Below are 18,031 nucleotides of genomic sequence, written 5' to 3'. Positions count from 1 at the left end.
AGGGCCCGGCGCGGCCGCGCAACCCGTCCGGGCGGCGCCTGCCCGTGTGTCGCGCACCGGCCGGCGGGGGCGTCCGCGCGGCGCGGCCGGTTCCGTATCCCATGCTGAGGGAGCGTCAGCAGTCGGGCTGGCGGGATGCGTCGAGAGGCGGGCATCGCGTTCATGGTCCTTCCGCTGCGGGTGAGGTGGGCGGCCGCCCTGTGCGCCCTGTCGTTCGCCGCCGTGTGGGTCGCCCAGCGCGCGGCGCACGTCTCGCTCATCGACGTCATGGTCTACCGCGCGGCGGGCCAGACCGTACGGGCCGGCGGCGACCTGTACGCGATGCGCGCCACCCCCGCGATGCTGCCGATGACCTACCCGCCCTTCGCCGGGCTGCTGTTCGTGCCGCTGACCTGGCTCGGCGTCGCCCCCATGCGCACCGCCGTCACCGCGGGGAACCTGCTGCTGACGGTGGTGCTCGCCGCGCTGTCGCTGCGGCTGGTGCTGCGCCGCCGCCCGGGTGCGGCCGCGGTGCTGGGCACGGCCGCGGGGGCGGTGTGGAGCGAACCGGTCTGGTCCACCCTCCGCTACGGCCAGGTCAACATCCTGCTGGTCTGCCTGGTGCTGTGGGACTTCACCCGCCGCCCCGACAGCCGCCTCGCCGGGGCCGGCACCGGACTGGCGGCGGCGATCAAGGTTACCCCGCTGCTGTTCCTGGTGGTGCTCGCCGGGGCGGCCGTCGCCACCCGCGGGCAGGGCACCTGCTGGCTGCGCCGCCTCCTCACCGCCGCCGGCACCTTCGCCGGCGCCACGCTGCTGGCCGCCGCGGCGCTGCCGCACGACTCGCTGCGCTACTGGACCGACTGCGCCTTCGCCCCCGGCCGGTCCGGGTCGGCGGTGAACGTCGCCAACCAGTCCGTCCGCGGCATCGTCGCCCGCGCCCAGCACACTCCGCACCCCACTGCCGTCTGGCTCGTTCTCGCGGTCCTGGTCGCCGCCCTCGGCACCGCCGTCGCTGTCGCGGCCCTGGCGGCGGGTCCGCGCCTGCCCCGCGGCACCGCCTGGGCCGTGGTGGCCGCCGGCGTCACCTCACTCCTGGTCAGCCCGATCAGCTGGACCCACCACTGGGTGTGGGACGTGCCGCTGGTGGTCCTGGTCTGCTACGAGGCGCTCCAGCGGCGTACGCCCGGCTGGTACGCGGGCGCGGCGGCCTGCGTGGTGGCGTTCTGCTGCGCCGCCATGTGGATGCTGCCGCACGGCCCGGGCAGCCCCGAGCTCCGGGAGAACGCGGCGCAGATACTGGTCGCCGCGCTCTACCCGCTGGCCGGGATCGCCTTCCTCGCCACCGCCGCGGCCGTGACGCCGGGCTGGTCGGTGGCGCGGCTGAAGCGGCCGGGCTTCGGCCGCGGGGCACGCACCGAACCGGCGGGGGCGCCGCGCGGCGGGCTGGCCCGGGAGGCGGTCCGGTTCTGCGCGGTGGGCGCGGCCGGCGTCCTGGTCAACCTCGGCGTGTACAACCTGCTGCGGCACTACACCTCCCTGCTGGTGGTGCAGGCCGGGGCGATCGCCACGCTGGCCGCCATCGCGTTCAACTACGTGGGCCTGCGCTTCTTCACCTACCGCGACTGCGACCCGCGCCGCCGGCTGCGCCGGATCACCCTCTTCCTCGCCTTCAGCGTGGTCGGCGCCGCCATCGAGAACGGTGTCTTCTACGGCGAGACCCGCGGGCTCGGCTGGAGCAGCCCGCTGCGCAGCAGCACCGGCAAGGTCGTGGGCATCGCGCTGGCCACCGCGTTCCGCTTCTGGGCGTACCGGACCTGGGTGTTCACCTTCCTGCCCGCCGCCCGGGAGACCCCGCGGCCCGCCGCGGACGAGGGGTCGTAGCAGCGGTATCCCGGCCGCGCCCGTACGGGAGCAGACTGGAGGGTGAGGCGGAGCCCGCCCGGTGGCGGGTACGCCTGCCGGGCACGGGTGTGGGAGGTGCGATGAACGGATCGCCACCGCTGGGCCGGGTCGCGGGTGTGCCGCTGCGGGTGCACTGGAGCGCGCCGCTGCTGATCGTCATCCTGAGCGTCGAACTCGCCTCCGGTGTGCTGCCGGCCTGGGCGCCCGGCCACTCCCACGGGATCTACGACGCGCTGGCCGTGGTCGGCGCGCTGCTGCTGACGGTGAGCCTGGTCGCCCATGAGGCGGCGCACGCGCTGGTCGCCCGCCGGGCCGGGGTCGAGGTGGAGGACGTCACGGTCTTCGCGCTCGGCGGGGTGACCCGGATGGGGACGGCCGGCAAGGCGCGCGACGCCGGCCGGATCGCCGCGGCGGGCCCCCTGACGAGCCTGCTGCTGGGCGCGGTCGGCCTGGGCGCGGCGGCGCTGACCGGCGGCGTGCTGCACTGGACGCTGCCGGCCGCGCTGCTGGCCTGGACCGGCTGGGCGAACGTCCTGCTCGCCGGGTTCAACCTGATCCCGGCCGCGCCGCTGGACGGCGGCCGGGTGCTCCAGGCCGTGGTCTGGCGGCTGCGCGGCGACCGCGAGCAGGCCGCCCGGATCGCCGCGCGCTGCGGCCAGGTGGCCGGTGCGCTGATGGTGGCGGGCGGCTGGCTGGAGTTCCTGACCGGCGGCACCGCGGGGCTGTGGCTCGCGCTGGTCGGCCTGTTCGTGCTGCTGGCCGCCTTCTCCGAAGTGCGCAGGAGCATGCTGTTCGAGGCGGTGCGCGGGCTGCGGGCGTCCGACGCGATGCGGCCGGCGGCCACCGGCCAGGACTGGCAGACCGTGGGCCGCTTCGTCGCCGAGACGGTGCCGCGCGCCGCGGGCCAGCCCGTGGTGCCGGTCACCGACTTCGACGGCCGCTCCAGCGGCGTGGTCACGCTCGCCGCGCTGCGCTCGGTGCCGCCGGCCCGGCGCGAGGAGGTCAAGGTCCGCGACATCGCCGCGCCCCTGGACACCTGCACCCTGGCCGGGCCCGACGAGCAGGTCACCGACGTCCTGGACCACGCGGTCACCACCGCGGGCCGCCCGATCCTGGTCATGGCGGACCGGCACGTCGTCGGGATGATCACCGTGGAGGACCTCATCGCCCTCGCCCGCCGGCGCCCCCACCCGCCGGCCTGGCCGCCGAGCGTCCACAGCCACTGAGCCTGCGGCCGGGCCCGCGCCCGGGCGTCGGGGCCCGGCTAGTTCGTCGGGCCGCAGGCGGAGGTGGAGCCGAGGCGGACGCAGACCGCCATCAGGTGGCCGGGCCCGTCGTAGTACCAGGCGCTGTGGTGGTAGCCGGCGGTGGCGATCTGCTGGGACTCGATCACGTCGGCGCTCGCGTCCGCGTCGTCCTGTATCCAGACGGAGCAGCCCGTGGAGTCGCCCACGGTCTCCCAGCGCATGTAGTCGTGGGCGGGGGAGCCCTGGAGCTCGATCTCCTGCACGACGGCGCACCCGTCGACGGGGATGGTGTCGGTGCCCTCGAACCGCGGGGTCGCGGCGGCGGCCGGGGCGGCGCCGGCGGCGAGCGCGCCCCCGGCGAGGAGCGCGGTGGCGGCCAGGAACGTCGCGGCCCGCTGCGTACCCATCACACGTCCCCCCTCCGCCCGCCGGGGTCCGGCGGGTCAAGGCAGCAGGGTAGCGCGGGCGCGTGGACGCCCCGGCCCGCCGCCCGGTGAGGGGCGGCGGGCCGGGGCGGGAGGAGCGGTCGGGGACGGCTCCGGTCAGCGGCTTAGTAGGGGCCGTTGACGTTGTCGATCGAGCCGTACACGTGGTACGCGTAGTTGCACGCGGCGACGATGTTGGCGACCGGGTCGTAGATGTTCGTCGAGGTGCCGGCCACGTGGTAGGCGTCGAACGTCGGCTGGATGGTCTGGAGCAGCCCCTTCGACGGGGTGCCCGCGGCGGCGTTGGAGTCCCAGTTGTTGATGGCGTTCGGGTTGCCGGACGACTCCCGCATGATGTTGCGGTAGATGCCGTTGTAGGTGCCCGGGATGCCGTTCTGCTTCATGATCGCCAGCGCCTCGTTGATCCACCCGTTCAGGTTGTCCGGGTAGGTCGTGGTGGCGGTGGTGGTGGTCGAGGCGGCGTCGGACGCCGTGGTGCCGGTCGAGGACGCGGTGGAACTGCTGCTCGACGTGCTGGACGCGGTGCTGCTGCTCGTGGAGCTGGAGGACGCGGTCGAGCCGGACGAGGTCGTCGCCGTGTAGCCGGTGCCGGTCGGGACCTTCAGGACCTGGCCGGGCTGGATGACGTACGGGCTGCTGATCTTGTTGAGGTGCGCGAGGGTGGGCCAGCCGCCCGGGGTGTGGTGCGCACGGGCGATCGCGGCCAGCCAGTCACCGCGCTTCACGGTGTAGTCGACGACCTTGTGTACGGCGCGCCCGGAGTGGGTGGCGTCCGCGGTCTGCGGCGCGCTCTTCGCGGCGGACGGCTCCGCGGCCTGGGCGGTGCCGGTGAGCGCGGCGCAGGCGATGGCGGCGAAGGTGCCGGCGACGACGGCGCCGCGGGTGGAGACCAGGCGCTTCCTCAGCGAGTCGGTCGGCTTCGTCGAGCGGTTCTGGGCGTGCTTGGGCATGGCTGCGGACCTCTTCCACGATTGCTTGTCGGCGGTGGTCGGCCCCCCTCTGCATTCCGACCGGCAATTCATTCGATTGATGCGCTGTGGCGAGCACATTGTTAGCAGCCGATAAAAGGGTCCACAATTGCCCTCAGTGCTATGCCGCTTAGTAGACGGCATTGATTTCCGCGTGAGCCGCGAGTCGTCCGCCCGGCTTTTCCCGGGAAGCGCCCGCCGGCGAATGCACTAAGCTTCTTCGTAGGTGATGTGCGTCCTATGCTGTGCATCACGTGAGAGCGGCCGAGGCGCGAACGGGACGTGAGGACGCGGGCGCGGAAAGTGCGGGCGCGTTCCATTCTTAATAATGTCTTAGATGTGCAAAAGGTCTTAAATTGCCTTATGGCGTCGAAGCGGACATAAGGGCGTGCGCCCGGCCGGAGCTATGGGCGATTTGGCGGGTTATGTCACTCCTGTGAATACGCTGAGCGGCGGCATGCGGAAGGGCGGGCCGCAACGGCCCGCCCTTCTGTCCTCGGATGCCCCGCCGGGTGGCTGCCCGGCCGGCTCAGCGCCAGCCCAGCTCCGGCGCCACGTGGGTCAGGATGCTCTCCAGCACGTGCGCGTTGTACTCGACGCCGAGCTGGTTGGGGACGGTGAGCAGCAGCGTGTCCGCCGCCTGGATCGCCTCGTCCTCGGCGAGCAGCTTCACCAGCGCCTCGGGCTCCGCGGCGTACGACCGCCCGAAGATCGCCCGGGTGTTCTCGTCGATCATGCCGACCTGGTCGCGGGATTCGCGGTCCTGCCCGAAGTACGCGCGGTCCCGGTCGTCGGTGAGCGCGAAGATGCTGCGGCTGACCGACACCCGCGGCTCGCGGCTGTGCCCGGCCGCTTGGTACGCCGCCCGGTACGCCTCGATCTGCTTGCGCTGCTGGACGTGCAGCGGCTCGCCCGTCTCGTCGTCCTTCAGCGTGGAGCTCTGGAGGTTCATCCCCAGCCGGCCCGCCCACTCCGCGGTCGCGTTCGACCCCGAGCCCCACCAGACGCGGTCCCGCAGGCCCTCGGAGTGCGGTTCGACGCGCAGCAGCCCCGGCGGGTTGGGGAACATCGGCCGCGGGTTCGGCTGGGCGAAGCCGCCGCCCTCGATGACCTTCAGGAAGGTCTCGGTGTGGCGGCGGGCCATGTCCGCCTCCGTCTCGCCCTCCGCGGGCGCGAAGCCGAAGTACCGCCACCCGTCGATGACCTGCTCCGGTGACCCGCGGCTGATGCCGAGCTGCAACCGGCCGCCCGAGATCAGGTCCGCCGCGCCCGCGGTCTCCGCCATGTACAGCGGGTTCTCGTACCGCATGTCGATCACGCCGGTGCCGATCTCGATGGTCGAGGTGCGCGCGCCGATCGCGGACAGCAGCGGGAAAGGGCTGCCCGCCTGCCGCGCGAAGTGGTGCACCCGGAAGTAGGCGCCGTCCACGCCCAGTTCCTCGGCCGCGACCGCCAGGTCGATGGACTGGTGCAGGAAGTCGGCGGCCGACCGGGTCCCGGAGTGCGGGTTCGGCGACCAGTGCCCGAACGAGAGGAATCCCATCTTCTTCACGTGCCCTTGAACCACCGGCGGCCCCCGTTTGATTCCCGCCCCGCAACGGCCGCCGCGATTCCCCCCCTTCCGGCGGAATGCGGAATACCCCAACTCCGTTGCGGGGCGGCGGCGGAGTTTATTCGTGGGCGCTGAGCACGCCGCCGTCGCTGAGCACGATGTAGACGCCGTTGGCGTCGAGGCCGACGTCCTGCTGGTCGGCGTCGATCGTCGCGTCGACCGCGCCGTCGTTGCCGATGACCTGCGCGCGGAAGTGCAGCTCGCCGACCTTCGTCACCTTGACCGTCCAGTCGCCGGCCACCTTGAACGTGCCCGGGCCCTGGTTGTCGCCGCCCATCCAGGCGTGCAGCTGCCCGTCCAGGCTCAGCACGATGAACTCGTCGTTCGCGTCGATCCCCGCGTCGTGGCCGTGCGTCTCCAGCGTCACGAACGGCTCGCCGTTCGCGGTGACGTCGGCGCGGTAGTGCTCGTCGCCGAGCTGGTAGATCGCGGCCTTGCTCCCGTCCGGCAGGGTCTGGGTGCGGATCGGGCGCTGCGAGGTGCCCGTGCCGCCGGTGGTGCTGCTGCCGGAGGTGGTGCCGCCGGAGGTGCTGCCCGTGGTGCCGCCGGCCTTGCCGACCGGCTGGGCGGGGGCGTCGGTCGTGGCGGAGGCCGCCGGCTGCTGCGTCGCCCCCGTCGTCGAGGAGGACGCGGTGCTGCCGGCCGGCGCCGACGGCTTGCCCGTGCCCGCCGCGTCCGACGCCGCGTCGGACGGCCCGCACGCCGAGGCGAGGAACACGGCGGCGGTACCCAGGACGGTGGCGGCGACAACGTGGCGGCGGTTCAGGCGGTTCATGCGGTTCCCCAAAGGTCGAACGGTCCAGTGGATCAACTGACACCCGCCAAGACCGCCCGCCGCCCCTCCCGGGTTTCCGCTGTCCGCCCCCTGTGACATGACGGTGACGGCACCCCCACACGGCAACGAACCGGTTCCGCCGCCTCGAGGGCGCCGGGCGAACGGCGCCCCACCCGGCGGAAGTTGCAAAACCGGGCCCCGCGGGCGACAGATGGCCAAGAGCGGGTAAAACTCGCACGTCTGAACGACGAACAGGCCGCGGACAGCTGATACAAAGCTACGTCGGCTCTCGCCGTGGGCGAGCCGCCATGCAAGGGGGGCTTTGCGTGGAGTTCCGTTCGGGGGGCACTTCCGTGTGCGTGGTGGTCAGTGCGCCTGTGTGGCCGGCCGAGGCGCAGAAGAAGGAGAAGCGTTGATGGGGATAGCCAGGCGCGTAAGTCGGCGCCGGGGGGTGCTCGGCCCGGTCGTGGCCGCGGCGGCACTCGCGGTGGTCGGGGCGTCCGCGCCCGCGGCCGTCGCGGACAGCGGGGGAGGCGGCGGCGCGGCGCCGCAGCGGGTCGGCACGGCGCCGCACCTGCCGAAGGGCGCCGTGCGGACGGCGGCGCCCAGCGGCGCCACCGCGATCGAGTTGGGCGTCGAGCTCGCCCCGCGGGACCCGGCCGCGCTGCGTACGTTCATCGCGGACGTGTCCACACCGGGCTCGCCGCTGTACCACCACTACCTGGCCACCGGCGAGTTCGGCCCCAGGTTCGGCCCGAGCGCCGCGACCGTGCGGCAGGTCCGTGCGGCCCTGGCCGCCCAGGGCCTGACCGCGGGCAAGCTGTCGGCCGACGGCATGACGCTGCCGGTGCACACCACCCTCGCGACCGCGGCCAAGGCGCTGCACACCGGCTTCACCGGTTTCCGTACCGCCGACGGCCGCAGGGGCGTCGTCAACACGGCCGCCCCGCAACTGCCCGCCCAGGCGGCGCCCGCGGTGGCCGGGGTCACCGGCCTGGACACGCTCGCGCACCTCACCCCGCACCTGTCGCCGCAGGTGCGGAAGGCCGCCGCGTCCACCGCCACCGCCAGTGCCGGCACCGGCGCCCGCACGGTCGCCCCGGCCGTGACCGGCCGCACGCCGGCCCTGTGCTCCTCGGCGAAGTCGGCCCTCACCGCGGCCGGCGCCGTCGACACCCAGGCGTACTGGAGCCCCCGTTCGCTGGCCACCGCCTACGGCATGGCCGACCAGCCGGACGTCGGCACGGGCGTGTCCGTCGGCATCTTCGAGCTGGAGAACTACGGCACCAAGGACATCGCGGCCTACCAGTCCTGCTACGGCACGAAGGTCTCCGTCAGCGCCGTGAAGGTGGACGGCGGCCCGACGGCGCCGGCCGACACCGTCGACGCGTACGGCTCGCAGGTCGGCGTGGAGTCGGCCCTGGACATCGAGGACCTGATCGGCCTCGTCCCGCAGGCGTCCCTGGTCGTCTACCAGGGCCCCGACGCGGCGGCCGCGAGCGACCAGGACGTGCTGGACGTGTACCAGAAGATGGTCACGGACAACAAGGTCAAGGTCATATCGACCAGTTGGGGTGCCTGCACCGCCGACCAGTCCAGCGCGTTCCTCCAGGGCGAGAACCAGATCTTCGCCGAGGCCGCCGCCCAGGGCCAGACCGTGACGGCCGCCTCCGGCGACGACGGTTCCGGCGACTGCTGGTACGACGGGAACGGCGACGGCACCAACGACGACCCGAACGGCGGCCGCGTCGCCGTGGACGACCCCGCCGGACAGCCCTACGTGCTGGGCGTCGGCGGCACCACCATGACCGGCTCCAAGGCCACCCAGAGCGCCTGGAACAGCGAGGGCGGCGCCACCGGCGGCGGCGTCTCGTCGTACTTCTCCATGGACGCCGCCAGCGGCTACCAGGCCGACCGGCGGGGGGCCGGGTACTTCGACGCCTGCTCCGCCGGCGTGGACAAGGACTGCCGGCAGGTTCCGGACGTGGCCGCGCTGGCCGACCCTGACCAGGGCTACCTCGTCGACTGGGGCGAGGCGTCCAAGGACCCGGCGGACGCGGGCTGGTACATCATCGGCGGCACCAGCGGCGCCTCCCCGACCTGGGCGGCCCTGGCCGCGCAGGCCGACCTCGACCTCGGCTGCGCCGCCGACGGGCCGATCGGCTTCGCCAACCCCGCGCTCTACCGGCTCCCGTCGAGCGCCTTCCACGACATCACCGACGGCACCAACATCGTCCCTGGCCAGAACCTCCAGCCCCCCGGCCTCTACACCGCAGGCCCCGGATACGACCTGACCACCGGCCTGGGCACGCCGCAGAACGCGCGCACCACGATCGCCGCGCTGTGCCAGGCCGTCTCCCCGACCGTCGGGAGCACCTTCACCCCGGTCAACCCCGCGCGGGTGCTGGACACCCGCGCCAAGATCGGCGTGACCACCACGACCCCGGTCGCGGCTGGCGCCAAGGTCGCCCTCCAGGTCGCGGGCAGCGCGGGCGGCGCGGTGCCGTCCTCCGGCGTCGCCTCCGTCGTGCTCAACGTCACCGCCACCGCCGAGACCACCGGCGGCCACTTGATCGCGTACCCCGACGGCGGCACCCAGCCCACCTCGTCCAACCTCAACTGGACGCCCGGGCGCAACATCCCGAACCTGGTGATCGTGCCGGTCGGCGACGACGGCAAGGTCGACCTGGTCAACGCCTCGTCCGGCACCGTGCACTTCGTCGCCGACGTCTTCGGGTACTTCTCCACCGCGTCGTCCGGCGCCACGTACTACCCCGCGGGCCCGACCCGGGTGCTGGACACCCGCGCCGCGGTCGGGGTCGGTACGACGACGCCGGTGAAGGCGAACGGCACGGTGGCCCTCAAGGTCGCCGGCGCGGGCGGGGTGCCCGCCACGGGTGCCACCGCCGTCGTCCTCAATGTGACGGCCACCGCCGAGGCGTCCTCCGGCCACCTCATCGCCTACCCGGGCGGCACCACCCGGCCCGACTCCTCCAACCTCAACTGGATCGCGGGCAAGTCCGTACCGAACCTGGTGGTCGTGCCGATCGGCGCGGACGGCACGGTGGACCTGTACAACGCCAGCTCCGGTACGACCCACTTCGTGGCCGACGTCTTCGGCTACTACCGGGCCGATACCGGCGGCGCCCTCTTCCACCCGGCCGGGCCGGTCCGGCTGCTCGACACCCGCAACGGCACCGGGGCGCCCAGCGCCGGGCAGCTCGCCTCCACCGGGTCGCTGTCGCTCAGCCTCGCCGACGGCGGCGCTCTGGCCGGCGCCAAGGCGGTCGTCCTCAACGTGACCGTCGTGAACGGGACCAAGGGCGGCGTCCTCACGGTGTGGCCCGACGGGCAGACCCGGCCCACCTCGTCCAACCTCAACTGGTCGGCCGGGCAGACCATCGCCAACCTCGTGACGGTCCCGGTGGTCGACGGCAAGGTCGACTTCCACGCCAGCGCCGGCTCGGTCGACGTGGTCGCCGACCTCTTCGGCTACTACGCCTGACCCTCCGCAGCACTCAGCAGCACCGCGCGCCTCCCGGCCCACCCGGCCGGGAGGCGCGCCTGCGTGCGGGCGCGGCCGGCGGGGCTTGACGGCGGCGCTTGACGGCGGGGTCGGACGGTCGGGTCAGACGGCGCGGCGGGCGCGGGGGGAGGGGCGGGCCGGCGGGCTGACGGCGTCGTTGAGGGCGGTGAGGCCGGTGACGAGGGCCTGGCGGGCCTCGGGGGACATCAGGCCCATCGCCCGGCCGAGGGCCTGCTCGCGGCGGTGCCGGATCGTCCGGAGGTGGGCGGCGCCGGCCTCGGTGAGCTCGAGCTCGACCTCGCGGCGGTCCTGCGCGCCCGCGGCCCGGCGCAGGAACCCGGCCGCCTGGAGGCGGTCGCACAGCCGGGTGACGGAGGGAGCCGCGGCCGACAGCGCACGGCCGAGGCCGGTGAGGTTGATCCCGGGCTCGCGCTCGACGACGTACAGCACCCGGGCCTGGGCGGCCGACAGCGGCGCGGTGCTGTAGTCGCGGCGGCCCCGCTCCCACGCGATCTCCAGGAGCTCCAGCACCTCGCCGAGCTCGCCGACAGCAGGGGACGCGAGCCGGCGCACAGCGGCCGAGGCCTCGTCCATGTGACACTCCCCAGTGAGCCGTTTCGGGCTCTTTCCTTCTGTTCGCTCCAGCAGTCGCCTGGACGACGATATGTCAACGAAAGTGGGACCGATAGCGTTGGACAGACCCGGGACGGTCGAAGGCCGCCTGCGTGAGGCGCAGCCCCACGAGATCTTCGAGGTGATCCGCGCCACGATCGAGCGCCGCCACCGCGCGCACACGGTGGAACTGCTGATGGCGGACTACGCGGTGACCAGGCTCCAGCCGGTGGACGCGCTGCCGCACACCCGTGCACCGCTGTCGGTCCACGACACCGCGCCGGGCCGCGCGTTCGGCGCCCAGGAGCCGTACGCGGTGCCCGACGCCCCGGCCGCCGCGGTGGCGGTGCACCTTCCGGTCAGCGTACGCGGCGACCGGCTGGGCGTGCTGAGCGTCACACTGCCGGACGCCGACGGCGCGGGCCCGACCGCACAGACCGTCGGCGAACTCCAGGCGTGCGCGGACGCGCTCGCGCACGAACTGGTCGTCGCCGGGCGGGACACCGACCTGTTCCTCCAGGCACGCCGGGCCGAACGGCTCACCCTGGCCGCGGAGATGCAGTGGCAACTGCTGCCCGGCCGCGCGTGCGCCCGGCCCGAGTACACCCTCGGCGCCCAGCTCGAACCGGCCTACGCCATCTTCGGCGACAGCTTCGACTGGTCCTCCTCGGCCGACCACCTGCACGTCACCGTGAACAACGGCATGGGTGAGGGCATACAGGCCGCGCTGCTGACCAACCTCGCGGTCAGCGCGCTGCGCAACGCCCGCCGCGCCGGGCTGTCCCTCAGCGACCAGGCGTACCTGGCCGACCAGGCCGTCTACGGGCAGCACCAGGGGGACCAGTACCTGGCGGCGCTGCTGCTGCGCTTCGACCTGCCGACCGGGAACGTGGAGGTCATCGACGCCGGCTCGCCCCGGATATGGCGGGTGCGCGAGGGTGCCGTCGACCTGGTCGAGCTGGAGCCCCAGATGCCGCTGGGGATGTTCGAGGACACCGTCTACGAGCCGCAGTCGTTCACCGTCCTGCCCGGCGACCGCCTGCTGTTCATCAGCGACGGCGTCTACGACGCGCTCTCCCCGGGCGGCGAGAAGTACAGCCTGCGGGCGCTGGTGCGGTCGATCAACGAGACACGGCTGCTGCCCGCCTCGCAGGTGCCGCGGGCCATCCTCCAGAACCTGCTGGGCCACCGCGGTCCGGGGCCGGCGGCCGACGACGCCCTGGTGATGTGCCTGGACTGGACCGGCCGCCCCGACGGGGGAGCGGGGGCCTGACGTCCGGCCGCCTGCGGCGTCGCGCGTACCGTTTCCGCGTCGCCGCAGGTGGCAACCGCCCCAGGTCCGGGCGGCTTTCCGCACGGGCGGCGGGCGGGGGCGGGTTGTCATCGCGTACGGGGTGAGCGATAGTTGCCGCACGGCAAATGAATTCGCCTCCTACGGAAAGTTGGTGCGGCTCGCCGCGTGCGAGCCGGCGTTCATGACCTCTGTCGAGGGAACTCCCGCCGCAAGGCCCGGGCCCGGCGCCACCGCCGGTCTGTGGGCACTGGCCCCCTACCCCGTCCTCGTGGCCGACCCGGCCGGCACCGTGCTGCGGGCCAACCCCGCCGCCCGGCTGCTGCTGAGCGGAGCGGAGCCCGGCGCGAACATGGCCGACGCCGTGCCGGCCTGGCTGTCCCGGGCCCACGCCGAGGCGGCCCCGCACGTCCGGGTGCCCGGCGACGCTGACCGGCCGGGCGCGCCCCTCGCACCGGCCGCCGGCCCGATCGGGGAGCGGCGCTTCGAGGCGTACCCGACCCCGGGCGAGTCCGGCGAGGTCGTCTGGTGGATGGTCGACGGCACCGAACGGCGGCGCGCCGAACAGGCCCTCGCCGCCGAGCGGGAGCGCACCGGCTTCCTCGTCGAGGCGTCCAACGTCCTGCTCGCCTCGCTGAACCCCGACCGCTGCATGGCGGCCACGGTCACGCTGGCCGCCGAGCACCTCGCGGACGCGGCCGTCGTCGTCGCGCCCCCCTCCCGCGGCAAGCTGCTGACCGTCTCCGCCGTGGCGGGCCAGGACGCCGTACGCCGCCAGGTGGCGGCCGACCCCGCCGTCCTGCCCGGGCTCAGCGAGGCGCTCCAGGGCTTCCCGCCGCTGCCCTCGCGGTGGATCGACGGCGCCCTGCTGCCCGACTGGCTGCTGCCCGAGGGCTGCGCCGGCCCCATCGGGTCGATCGTCGTCACCCCCCTGCCCGGCCACGGGGTGTCCGCCGGGGCGCTGGTGCTGCTGCGCGCCGGCCGCCCCGCCCGGTTCAGCGAGAGCGAGGAGGACTTCGCGCGGCTGTTCGCCGCCCGGGCCGGCGCCGCACTGTCCGCCGCCCGCCTCTACAGCGAGCAGAGCGCGATCACCCGCACGCTCATGCGCGAACTGCTGCCGCCCACGCTCCAGCGCGTCAACGGCGTGGAGTTCGCCGGCGGCTACCGCGCCGCGGAGAGCCACGAGCGGGTCGGCGGCGACTTCTACGACGTCCACCCCGGACCCGGCACCGACGACGCCTCGCTGGTGGTGCTCGGCGACGTGTGCGGCAAGGGCCTGGACGCGGCCGTACTGACCGGCAAGATCCGCAGCACCCTCCAGGCGCTGTCCCCGCTGGGCGACGACCACCGGCGGATACTCGAACTCCTCAACGGCTCCCTGCTCAACTCCCACCACACCCGCTTCGCCACCATGGTGCTCGGCTCGGTGCGCCGGCACGACAACGAGGTGCGGCTGCGGCTCACTTCGGCCGGCCACCCCGCCCCGCTGGTGGTGCGCCTGGACGGCAGCGTCGAGGAGGTGCCCACCCGCGGCACCCTGATCGGCGCCCTGCCGGCCATTGAGGCGCACTCCGCGCAGGTCGTCCTCCAGCCCGGCGAGACCTGCCTGCTGCACACCGACGGGTTCACCGAGGCGCGCGGCGGCCCGCTCGGCAGCGAGATGTTCGGCGAGGAGCGGCTGAAGCGGGCGCTGTCGGAGTGCGCCGACCTGCCCGCGGAGGCGATCGTGGAGCGCATCCAGATGCTGGCGTTCCAGTGGCTGCACGACGGCAGCCACGACGACATGGCCCTGGTCGCCATCGGCGCGCCCCGCACCACCCATCTCAGTGCGGTGGACGGGCACACCCGGGGCAGGTACACGGTATGACCGTAGAAGCCGCCGAGCAGGACCCCGCCGGGCAGGACCCCGCCGGGCAGGGACCCGGCAAGCAGGGAGCCGCTGGGCAGGCGCGCCCCGCTGAGCAGGCGCGCCCCGCGCCCGACCCGTTCCGCGCGGTGCGCGACCCGCTGTGGACCGCGGTGGTCGACCGGGACGAGCACCGGGCCGCCGCCCTCGTCCTGGGCGCACTCCAGGAGGGCGCGGACGCCGAGGCGATCCTGCTGGACCTGCTGGCCCCGCTCCAGACGAAGGTCGGCGCCGAATGGGCCGCCAACCGCCTGAGCGTCGCCCAGGAACACGCCGCGAGCGCCATCACCGAACGCGTCATCGCCGCCCTCGCCCACCACCCGGCCGCGCGCGCCACGCCCCGCCGCGGCCGGGTCACCGTGGCGTGCGTGGACCACGAGTGGCACGCCCTGCCCGCCCGCCTCCTCGCGGAGGTCCTCACCCTGCGGGGCTGGCAGGTCGACTTCCTCGGCGCCCAGGTGCCCACCCCGCACCTGATCGCCCACCTCCACGCCGGCGCGCCGGACGCGGTCGCGCTGTCCTCCTCGCTCCCGACCCGGCTGCCCACCGCCCACGCGGCGATCACCAGCTGCCAGGCGATCGGCCTGCCGGTCATCGTCGGCGGCGCCGCCTTCGGCCCGGACGGCCGCAACGCCCGCCTGCTCGGGGCGAACGCCTGGGCCCCCGACGCGCGCTCCGCCGCCAGGCAGCTCGCCGACGGCATCCCCGCGCCCGACCTGGCCGCCGGACGGCAGCCGATCGACGACCTGCCGCACCTCGCCGACCAGGAGTACACGCTCGTCGCCCGCGCCCAGCCGACCCTGGTCAGGGAGGTGCTGGCCCAACTGGAGTCCCACCTGCCGGCCATGGCCTCCTACACCGCGCAGCAGCGCGAGCGCACCGCCGAGGACCTCGCGCACATCGTCGAGTTCCTCACCGCGGCCCTGTACTGCGACGACGACGAGCTGTTCGCCGGCTTCATCACCTGGACCGCGGACGTCCTCACCGCGCGGAACGTGCCGGCGCGGTCCCTGCGGCCGGCCCTTACCGTCCTAGCCGCCGAACTGCGGGACTTCCCGCGGTCCGTGCGGCTGCTCGACGGCGCCCGCCGCGCCCTGGACGCCATGGCCGCACCGACCGGACCACCCCCCGGAGCACCAGCGTGACCCTGCCGCACCTCCCCTTCGCCGTCACCGTCGAGGCCGGCCCGCGCGCCGTCCACCTGCGGATCTGCGGCGACCTCGACGACGACAGCGCCGAGGTGCTGGTGCACCGCGCCGCCCACTGCGTCAGCACCCACCCGGACCTGCGCGACCTGCACCTGGACTGCGCCCAACTGCGGTTCTGCGACTCGTCGGGGCTCTCGGCGCTGCTGATGGTCCACCGTACGGCCGGCGCCGCGGGAGTCGGCCTCCACCTGGACCACGTGCCCCCGCTCCTGGAGCGGTTGTTGGCCATCACCGGGGTCCGCGGCCTGTTCCGCACCGGGGGCGAGGACGCGGCGCGGCAGCCGGATCGGTGAACGGGCCGCTCAGTGAGGGCTGTTGCCGACGCCGTGGGTGAGGACCGGTAGGGCGGTCGCGGTGGCCGGCGGGCGGTGGCTCCTGCGGTAGGCGAGCGGGGACAGGCCCAGCCGGGCGTGGAAGTGCCGGCGCAGCACGGTCGGGTCGACGAAGCCGGTGGCCGTGGCGATCCGCGCGACCGTCAACTCGCTGCTCTCCAGCAGGTGGCGGGCATGGTCCAGGCGGCTGCGCACCAGCCACTGCAACGGGCTCGTGCCGACCTCGGCGCGGAAGCGCCGGGTGAAGGTGCGTTCGCTCATGTGGGCGTGGCGCGCCAGGTCCTGGAGGGTGAGCGGCTCCGCGAGGTGGTCCATGGCCCAGCGGCGGGTGGCCGACGTGGAGCGGTCCGCCTCCTTCGGCACCGGGCGCTCGATGAACTGCGCCTGGCCGCCCTCCCGCCAGGGCGCCACCACGCACCGCCGGGCCGCCGCGTTGGCCACGGCCGTGCCGTGGTCCCGGCGGACGAGGTGGAGGAACAGGTCGATGCCGGCCGCGCCGCCGGCGCCGGTCAGCACGCGCCCGTTGTCCACGAAGAGGATGTCCGGGTCGACCGCCACCTCCGGGAACAGCCGGGCGAGCCGGTCGCACAGGGTCCAGTGGGTGGTGGCGCGCAGGCCGTCCAGCAGCCCGGCGGCCGCGAGCAGGAACGCCGACGTGCACAGGCTGACGATGCGGGCCCCGGGGGCGATCCGGGCCAGGGCCGCGGCCACGTCGGCGGGCAACTCGCCGGTGGCGAGCAGGTGTTCGCCCGGCTCCTGGGTGGCGATCACCACGGTGCCGGCGCGTTCGAGCAGCGACTCGTCCTCGTCGGGCAGGACGCGGAAGCCCTCGCTCGTACGGACCGGTGCGCCGCCGAGCGAGCAGGTCAGCACCGAGTACAGGCGCTCACCGGCCGGGTCCAGGGCTTCGTTGAGGACGCGGGCGGCGATCCCCAGGTCCATCGGCATGACGTGGTCCAGTGCGAGGACGGCGACGAGGTGCGGCATGGCCGGAATAGTACGACAGGTGGCTCCCCGGCCACTGACCGCTCCGGGGCGGACCCCGCGAACCTTGAGGCACACCGAGGCCAGAGGCCCGGCGGGTGGACCCGGGCCTGGGATAAGGACCCGGGTCCGTACCTGTGACCTGCGAGAGAACGACGAGGGGCGCGAGAGACATGAGCGGCAAGGACAAGGGTGTGGCGGAGCAGACGATGCGGGCGGTGACCGTCGACCGGTTCGGCGGCCCGGAGGTGCTGGCCGTCGGCCGGGTCGCGCGCCCCGAGCCGCTGCCGACCGAGGTGCTGGTGCGGGTGCACGCCGCCGGGATCAACCCGGTGGACTGGAAGACGCGCGCGGGCCAGGGCATGGCCGGGTTGCAGAAGTTCCCGCTGATCCTCGGCTGGGACATCTCCGGCGTCGTCGAGGCCGTCGGCTTCGGCGTCACCACGCTCGCACCGGGCGACGAGGTGTACGGCATGCCGTGGTTCCCGCGCCCGGCCGGCGCCTACGCGGAGTACGTCACCGCGCCCTCGCGCCAGTTCGCCCGCAAGCCCGCCTCCCTCAGCCACGTCGAGGCCGCGGCGCTGCCGCTGGCGGTGCTCACCGCCTGGCACGCCCTGGTGGACACCGCCCGCGTCACCGCCGGGCAGCGGGTCCTGGTGCACGCGGCGGCGGGTGGCGTGGGCCACCTGGCGGTGCAGATCGCCCGGCACCTCGGTGCGGAGGTGGTCGCCACCGCCCGCGCGCCGCGGCACACCTGGCTGAAGGAACTGGGCGCGGACGAGGCGATCGACTACACCGCCGGTCCCTTCGAGCAGGCCACCGCGCCCGTCGACGTCGTCATCGACCTGGTCGGCGGCACCGACGCCACCGACGTCCGCTCGGTCGCGGTGACCAGGCCCGGCGGCCTCGTCGTCTCCATCCCCGGCGGTGTCTCCCCCGCGCTGGCGGCCGCGGCCGCCAGCGCGGGGGTCCGCACCAGCCCGCTCCTCGTCGAACCCGACGCCCCCGCCCTCACCGCTGTCGCCGCCCTCGTCGAGTCCGGCGCGCTGCGCGTCGAGGTCGAGCGCACCTTCCCCCTCGACCAGGTTGCCGAGGCCCACCGCCTCGGCGAAGCCAACCGCACCCGCGGCAAACTCGTCCTCGACCTCGCGTAGCCCGCTGACGGTGTCGCCACCCGACCCGGCCCCGCACCGGGTTTCCCGGCGCGCGCAGGGCGGGTGACAGCCAGACGTGACCGATG

Annotated in this window: 14 protein-coding genes; 8 read left to right on the top strand and 6 right to left on the bottom strand. The window is 74.3% G+C overall.

Annotation, left to right across the window (positions count from 1 at the left end):
* Positions 1 to 135: 135 nt before the first annotated feature.
* Positions 136 to 1,863: a glycosyltransferase 87 family protein gene (locus tag WA788_RS10920; RefSeq protein WP_335975149.1), complete on the top strand. Its 1,728-nt coding sequence runs from the start codon at positions 136 to 138 to the stop codon at positions 1,861 to 1,863.
* 101 nt (positions 1,864 to 1,964) lie between these two features.
* On the top strand, positions 1,965 to 3,110 hold the full coding sequence (locus WA788_RS10915; protein WP_335975145.1) for a site-2 protease family protein: 1,146 nt from the start codon (positions 1,965 to 1,967) through the stop codon (positions 3,108 to 3,110).
* Between the two features lie 38 nt (positions 3,111 to 3,148).
* Here the strand turns inward: WA788_RS10915 and WA788_RS10910 are convergent, their stop codons facing one another.
* The 4 genes from WA788_RS10910 to WA788_RS10895 all read right to left on the bottom strand — a co-directional run bounded on the left by WA788_RS10910 (position 3,149) and on the right by WA788_RS10895 (position 6,932).
* Positions 3,149 to 3,538, bottom strand: coding sequence for a hypothetical protein (locus WA788_RS10910; RefSeq protein ID WP_335975142.1), 390 nt, complete (start codon positions 3,536 to 3,538; stop codon positions 3,149 to 3,151).
* A gap of 143 nt (positions 3,539 to 3,681) precedes the next feature.
* Positions 3,682 to 4,527, bottom strand: coding sequence for a LysM peptidoglycan-binding domain-containing protein (locus WA788_RS10905; protein WP_335975138.1), 846 nt, complete (start codon positions 4,525 to 4,527; stop codon positions 3,682 to 3,684).
* Between the two features lie 547 nt (positions 4,528 to 5,074).
* Positions 5,075 to 6,097, bottom strand: a complete 1,023-nt coding sequence (locus WA788_RS10900) for an LLM class flavin-dependent oxidoreductase (protein ID WP_335975135.1) — start codon at positions 6,095 to 6,097, stop codon at positions 5,075 to 5,077.
* A 118-nt stretch (positions 6,098 to 6,215) separates the two neighbouring features.
* Positions 6,216 to 6,932: a hypothetical protein gene (locus WA788_RS10895; protein ID WP_335975132.1), complete on the bottom strand. Its 717-nt coding sequence runs from the start codon at positions 6,930 to 6,932 to the stop codon at positions 6,216 to 6,218.
* Between the two features lie 415 nt (positions 6,933 to 7,347).
* On the opposite strand from WA788_RS10895, the gene WA788_RS10890 reads away from it, so the two are divergent.
* Positions 7,348 to 10,437, top strand: a complete 3,090-nt coding sequence (locus WA788_RS10890; protein ID WP_335975128.1) for a S53 family peptidase — start codon at positions 7,348 to 7,350, stop codon at positions 10,435 to 10,437.
* Positions 10,438 to 10,560: 123 nt separating this feature from the next.
* Here the strand turns inward: WA788_RS10890 and WA788_RS10885 are convergent, their stop codons facing one another.
* Positions 10,561 to 11,052, bottom strand: a complete 492-nt coding sequence (locus WA788_RS10885; RefSeq protein WP_335975122.1) for a MarR family winged helix-turn-helix transcriptional regulator — start codon at positions 11,050 to 11,052, stop codon at positions 10,561 to 10,563.
* A 97-nt stretch (positions 11,053 to 11,149) separates the two neighbouring features.
* On the opposite strand from WA788_RS10885, the gene WA788_RS10880 reads away from it, so the two are divergent.
* The 4 genes from WA788_RS10880 (at position 11,150) to WA788_RS10865 (ending at position 15,768) form a co-directional block, all read left to right on the top strand.
* Positions 11,150 to 12,343, top strand: a complete 1,194-nt coding sequence (locus tag WA788_RS10880; RefSeq protein ID WP_335975116.1) for a PP2C family protein-serine/threonine phosphatase — start codon at positions 11,150 to 11,152, stop codon at positions 12,341 to 12,343.
* Positions 12,344 to 12,545: 202 nt separating this feature from the next.
* Positions 12,546 to 14,228, top strand: coding sequence for a PP2C family protein-serine/threonine phosphatase (locus WA788_RS10875; RefSeq protein WP_335975114.1), 1,683 nt, complete (start codon positions 12,546 to 12,548; stop codon positions 14,226 to 14,228).
* On the top strand, positions 14,225 to 15,412 hold the full coding sequence (locus WA788_RS10870) for a cobalamin B12-binding domain-containing protein (RefSeq protein WP_335975110.1): 1,188 nt from the start codon (positions 14,225 to 14,227) through the stop codon (positions 15,410 to 15,412). Before WA788_RS10875 ends, WA788_RS10870 begins: the two co-directional genes overlap by 4 nt.
* Positions 15,409 to 15,768 (top strand): STAS domain-containing protein, encoded by a 360-nt coding sequence (locus tag WA788_RS10865; protein WP_335975107.1) that lies wholly within the window; start codon positions 15,409 to 15,411, stop codon positions 15,766 to 15,768. The genes WA788_RS10870 and WA788_RS10865 overlap by 4 nt, the downstream gene beginning before the upstream one ends.
* A 9-nt stretch (positions 15,769 to 15,777) precedes the next feature.
* Here WA788_RS10865 and WA788_RS10860 read toward each other — a convergent pair whose 3' ends face one another.
* On the bottom strand, positions 15,778 to 16,794 hold the full coding sequence (locus WA788_RS10860) for a GlxA family transcriptional regulator (protein WP_335975104.1): 1,017 nt from the start codon (positions 16,792 to 16,794) through the stop codon (positions 15,778 to 15,780).
* 170 nt (positions 16,795 to 16,964) lie between these two features.
* Between WA788_RS10860 and WA788_RS10855 the strand changes: the two genes are divergently transcribed.
* On the top strand, positions 16,965 to 17,945 hold the full coding sequence (locus WA788_RS10855) for an NADP-dependent oxidoreductase (protein WP_335975100.1): 981 nt from the start codon (positions 16,965 to 16,967) through the stop codon (positions 17,943 to 17,945).
* The last annotated feature ends 86 nt before the right edge of the window (positions 17,946 to 18,031 follow it).

This window comes from Streptomyces sp. CA2R106 (genome assembly GCF_037034245.1).
GTDB lineage: Bacteria > Actinomycetota > Actinomycetes > Streptomycetales > Streptomycetaceae > Actinacidiphila.
Note: the sequence above shows the minus strand (reverse complement) of the source record. Positions and strands in the feature narration are given on the sequence as shown.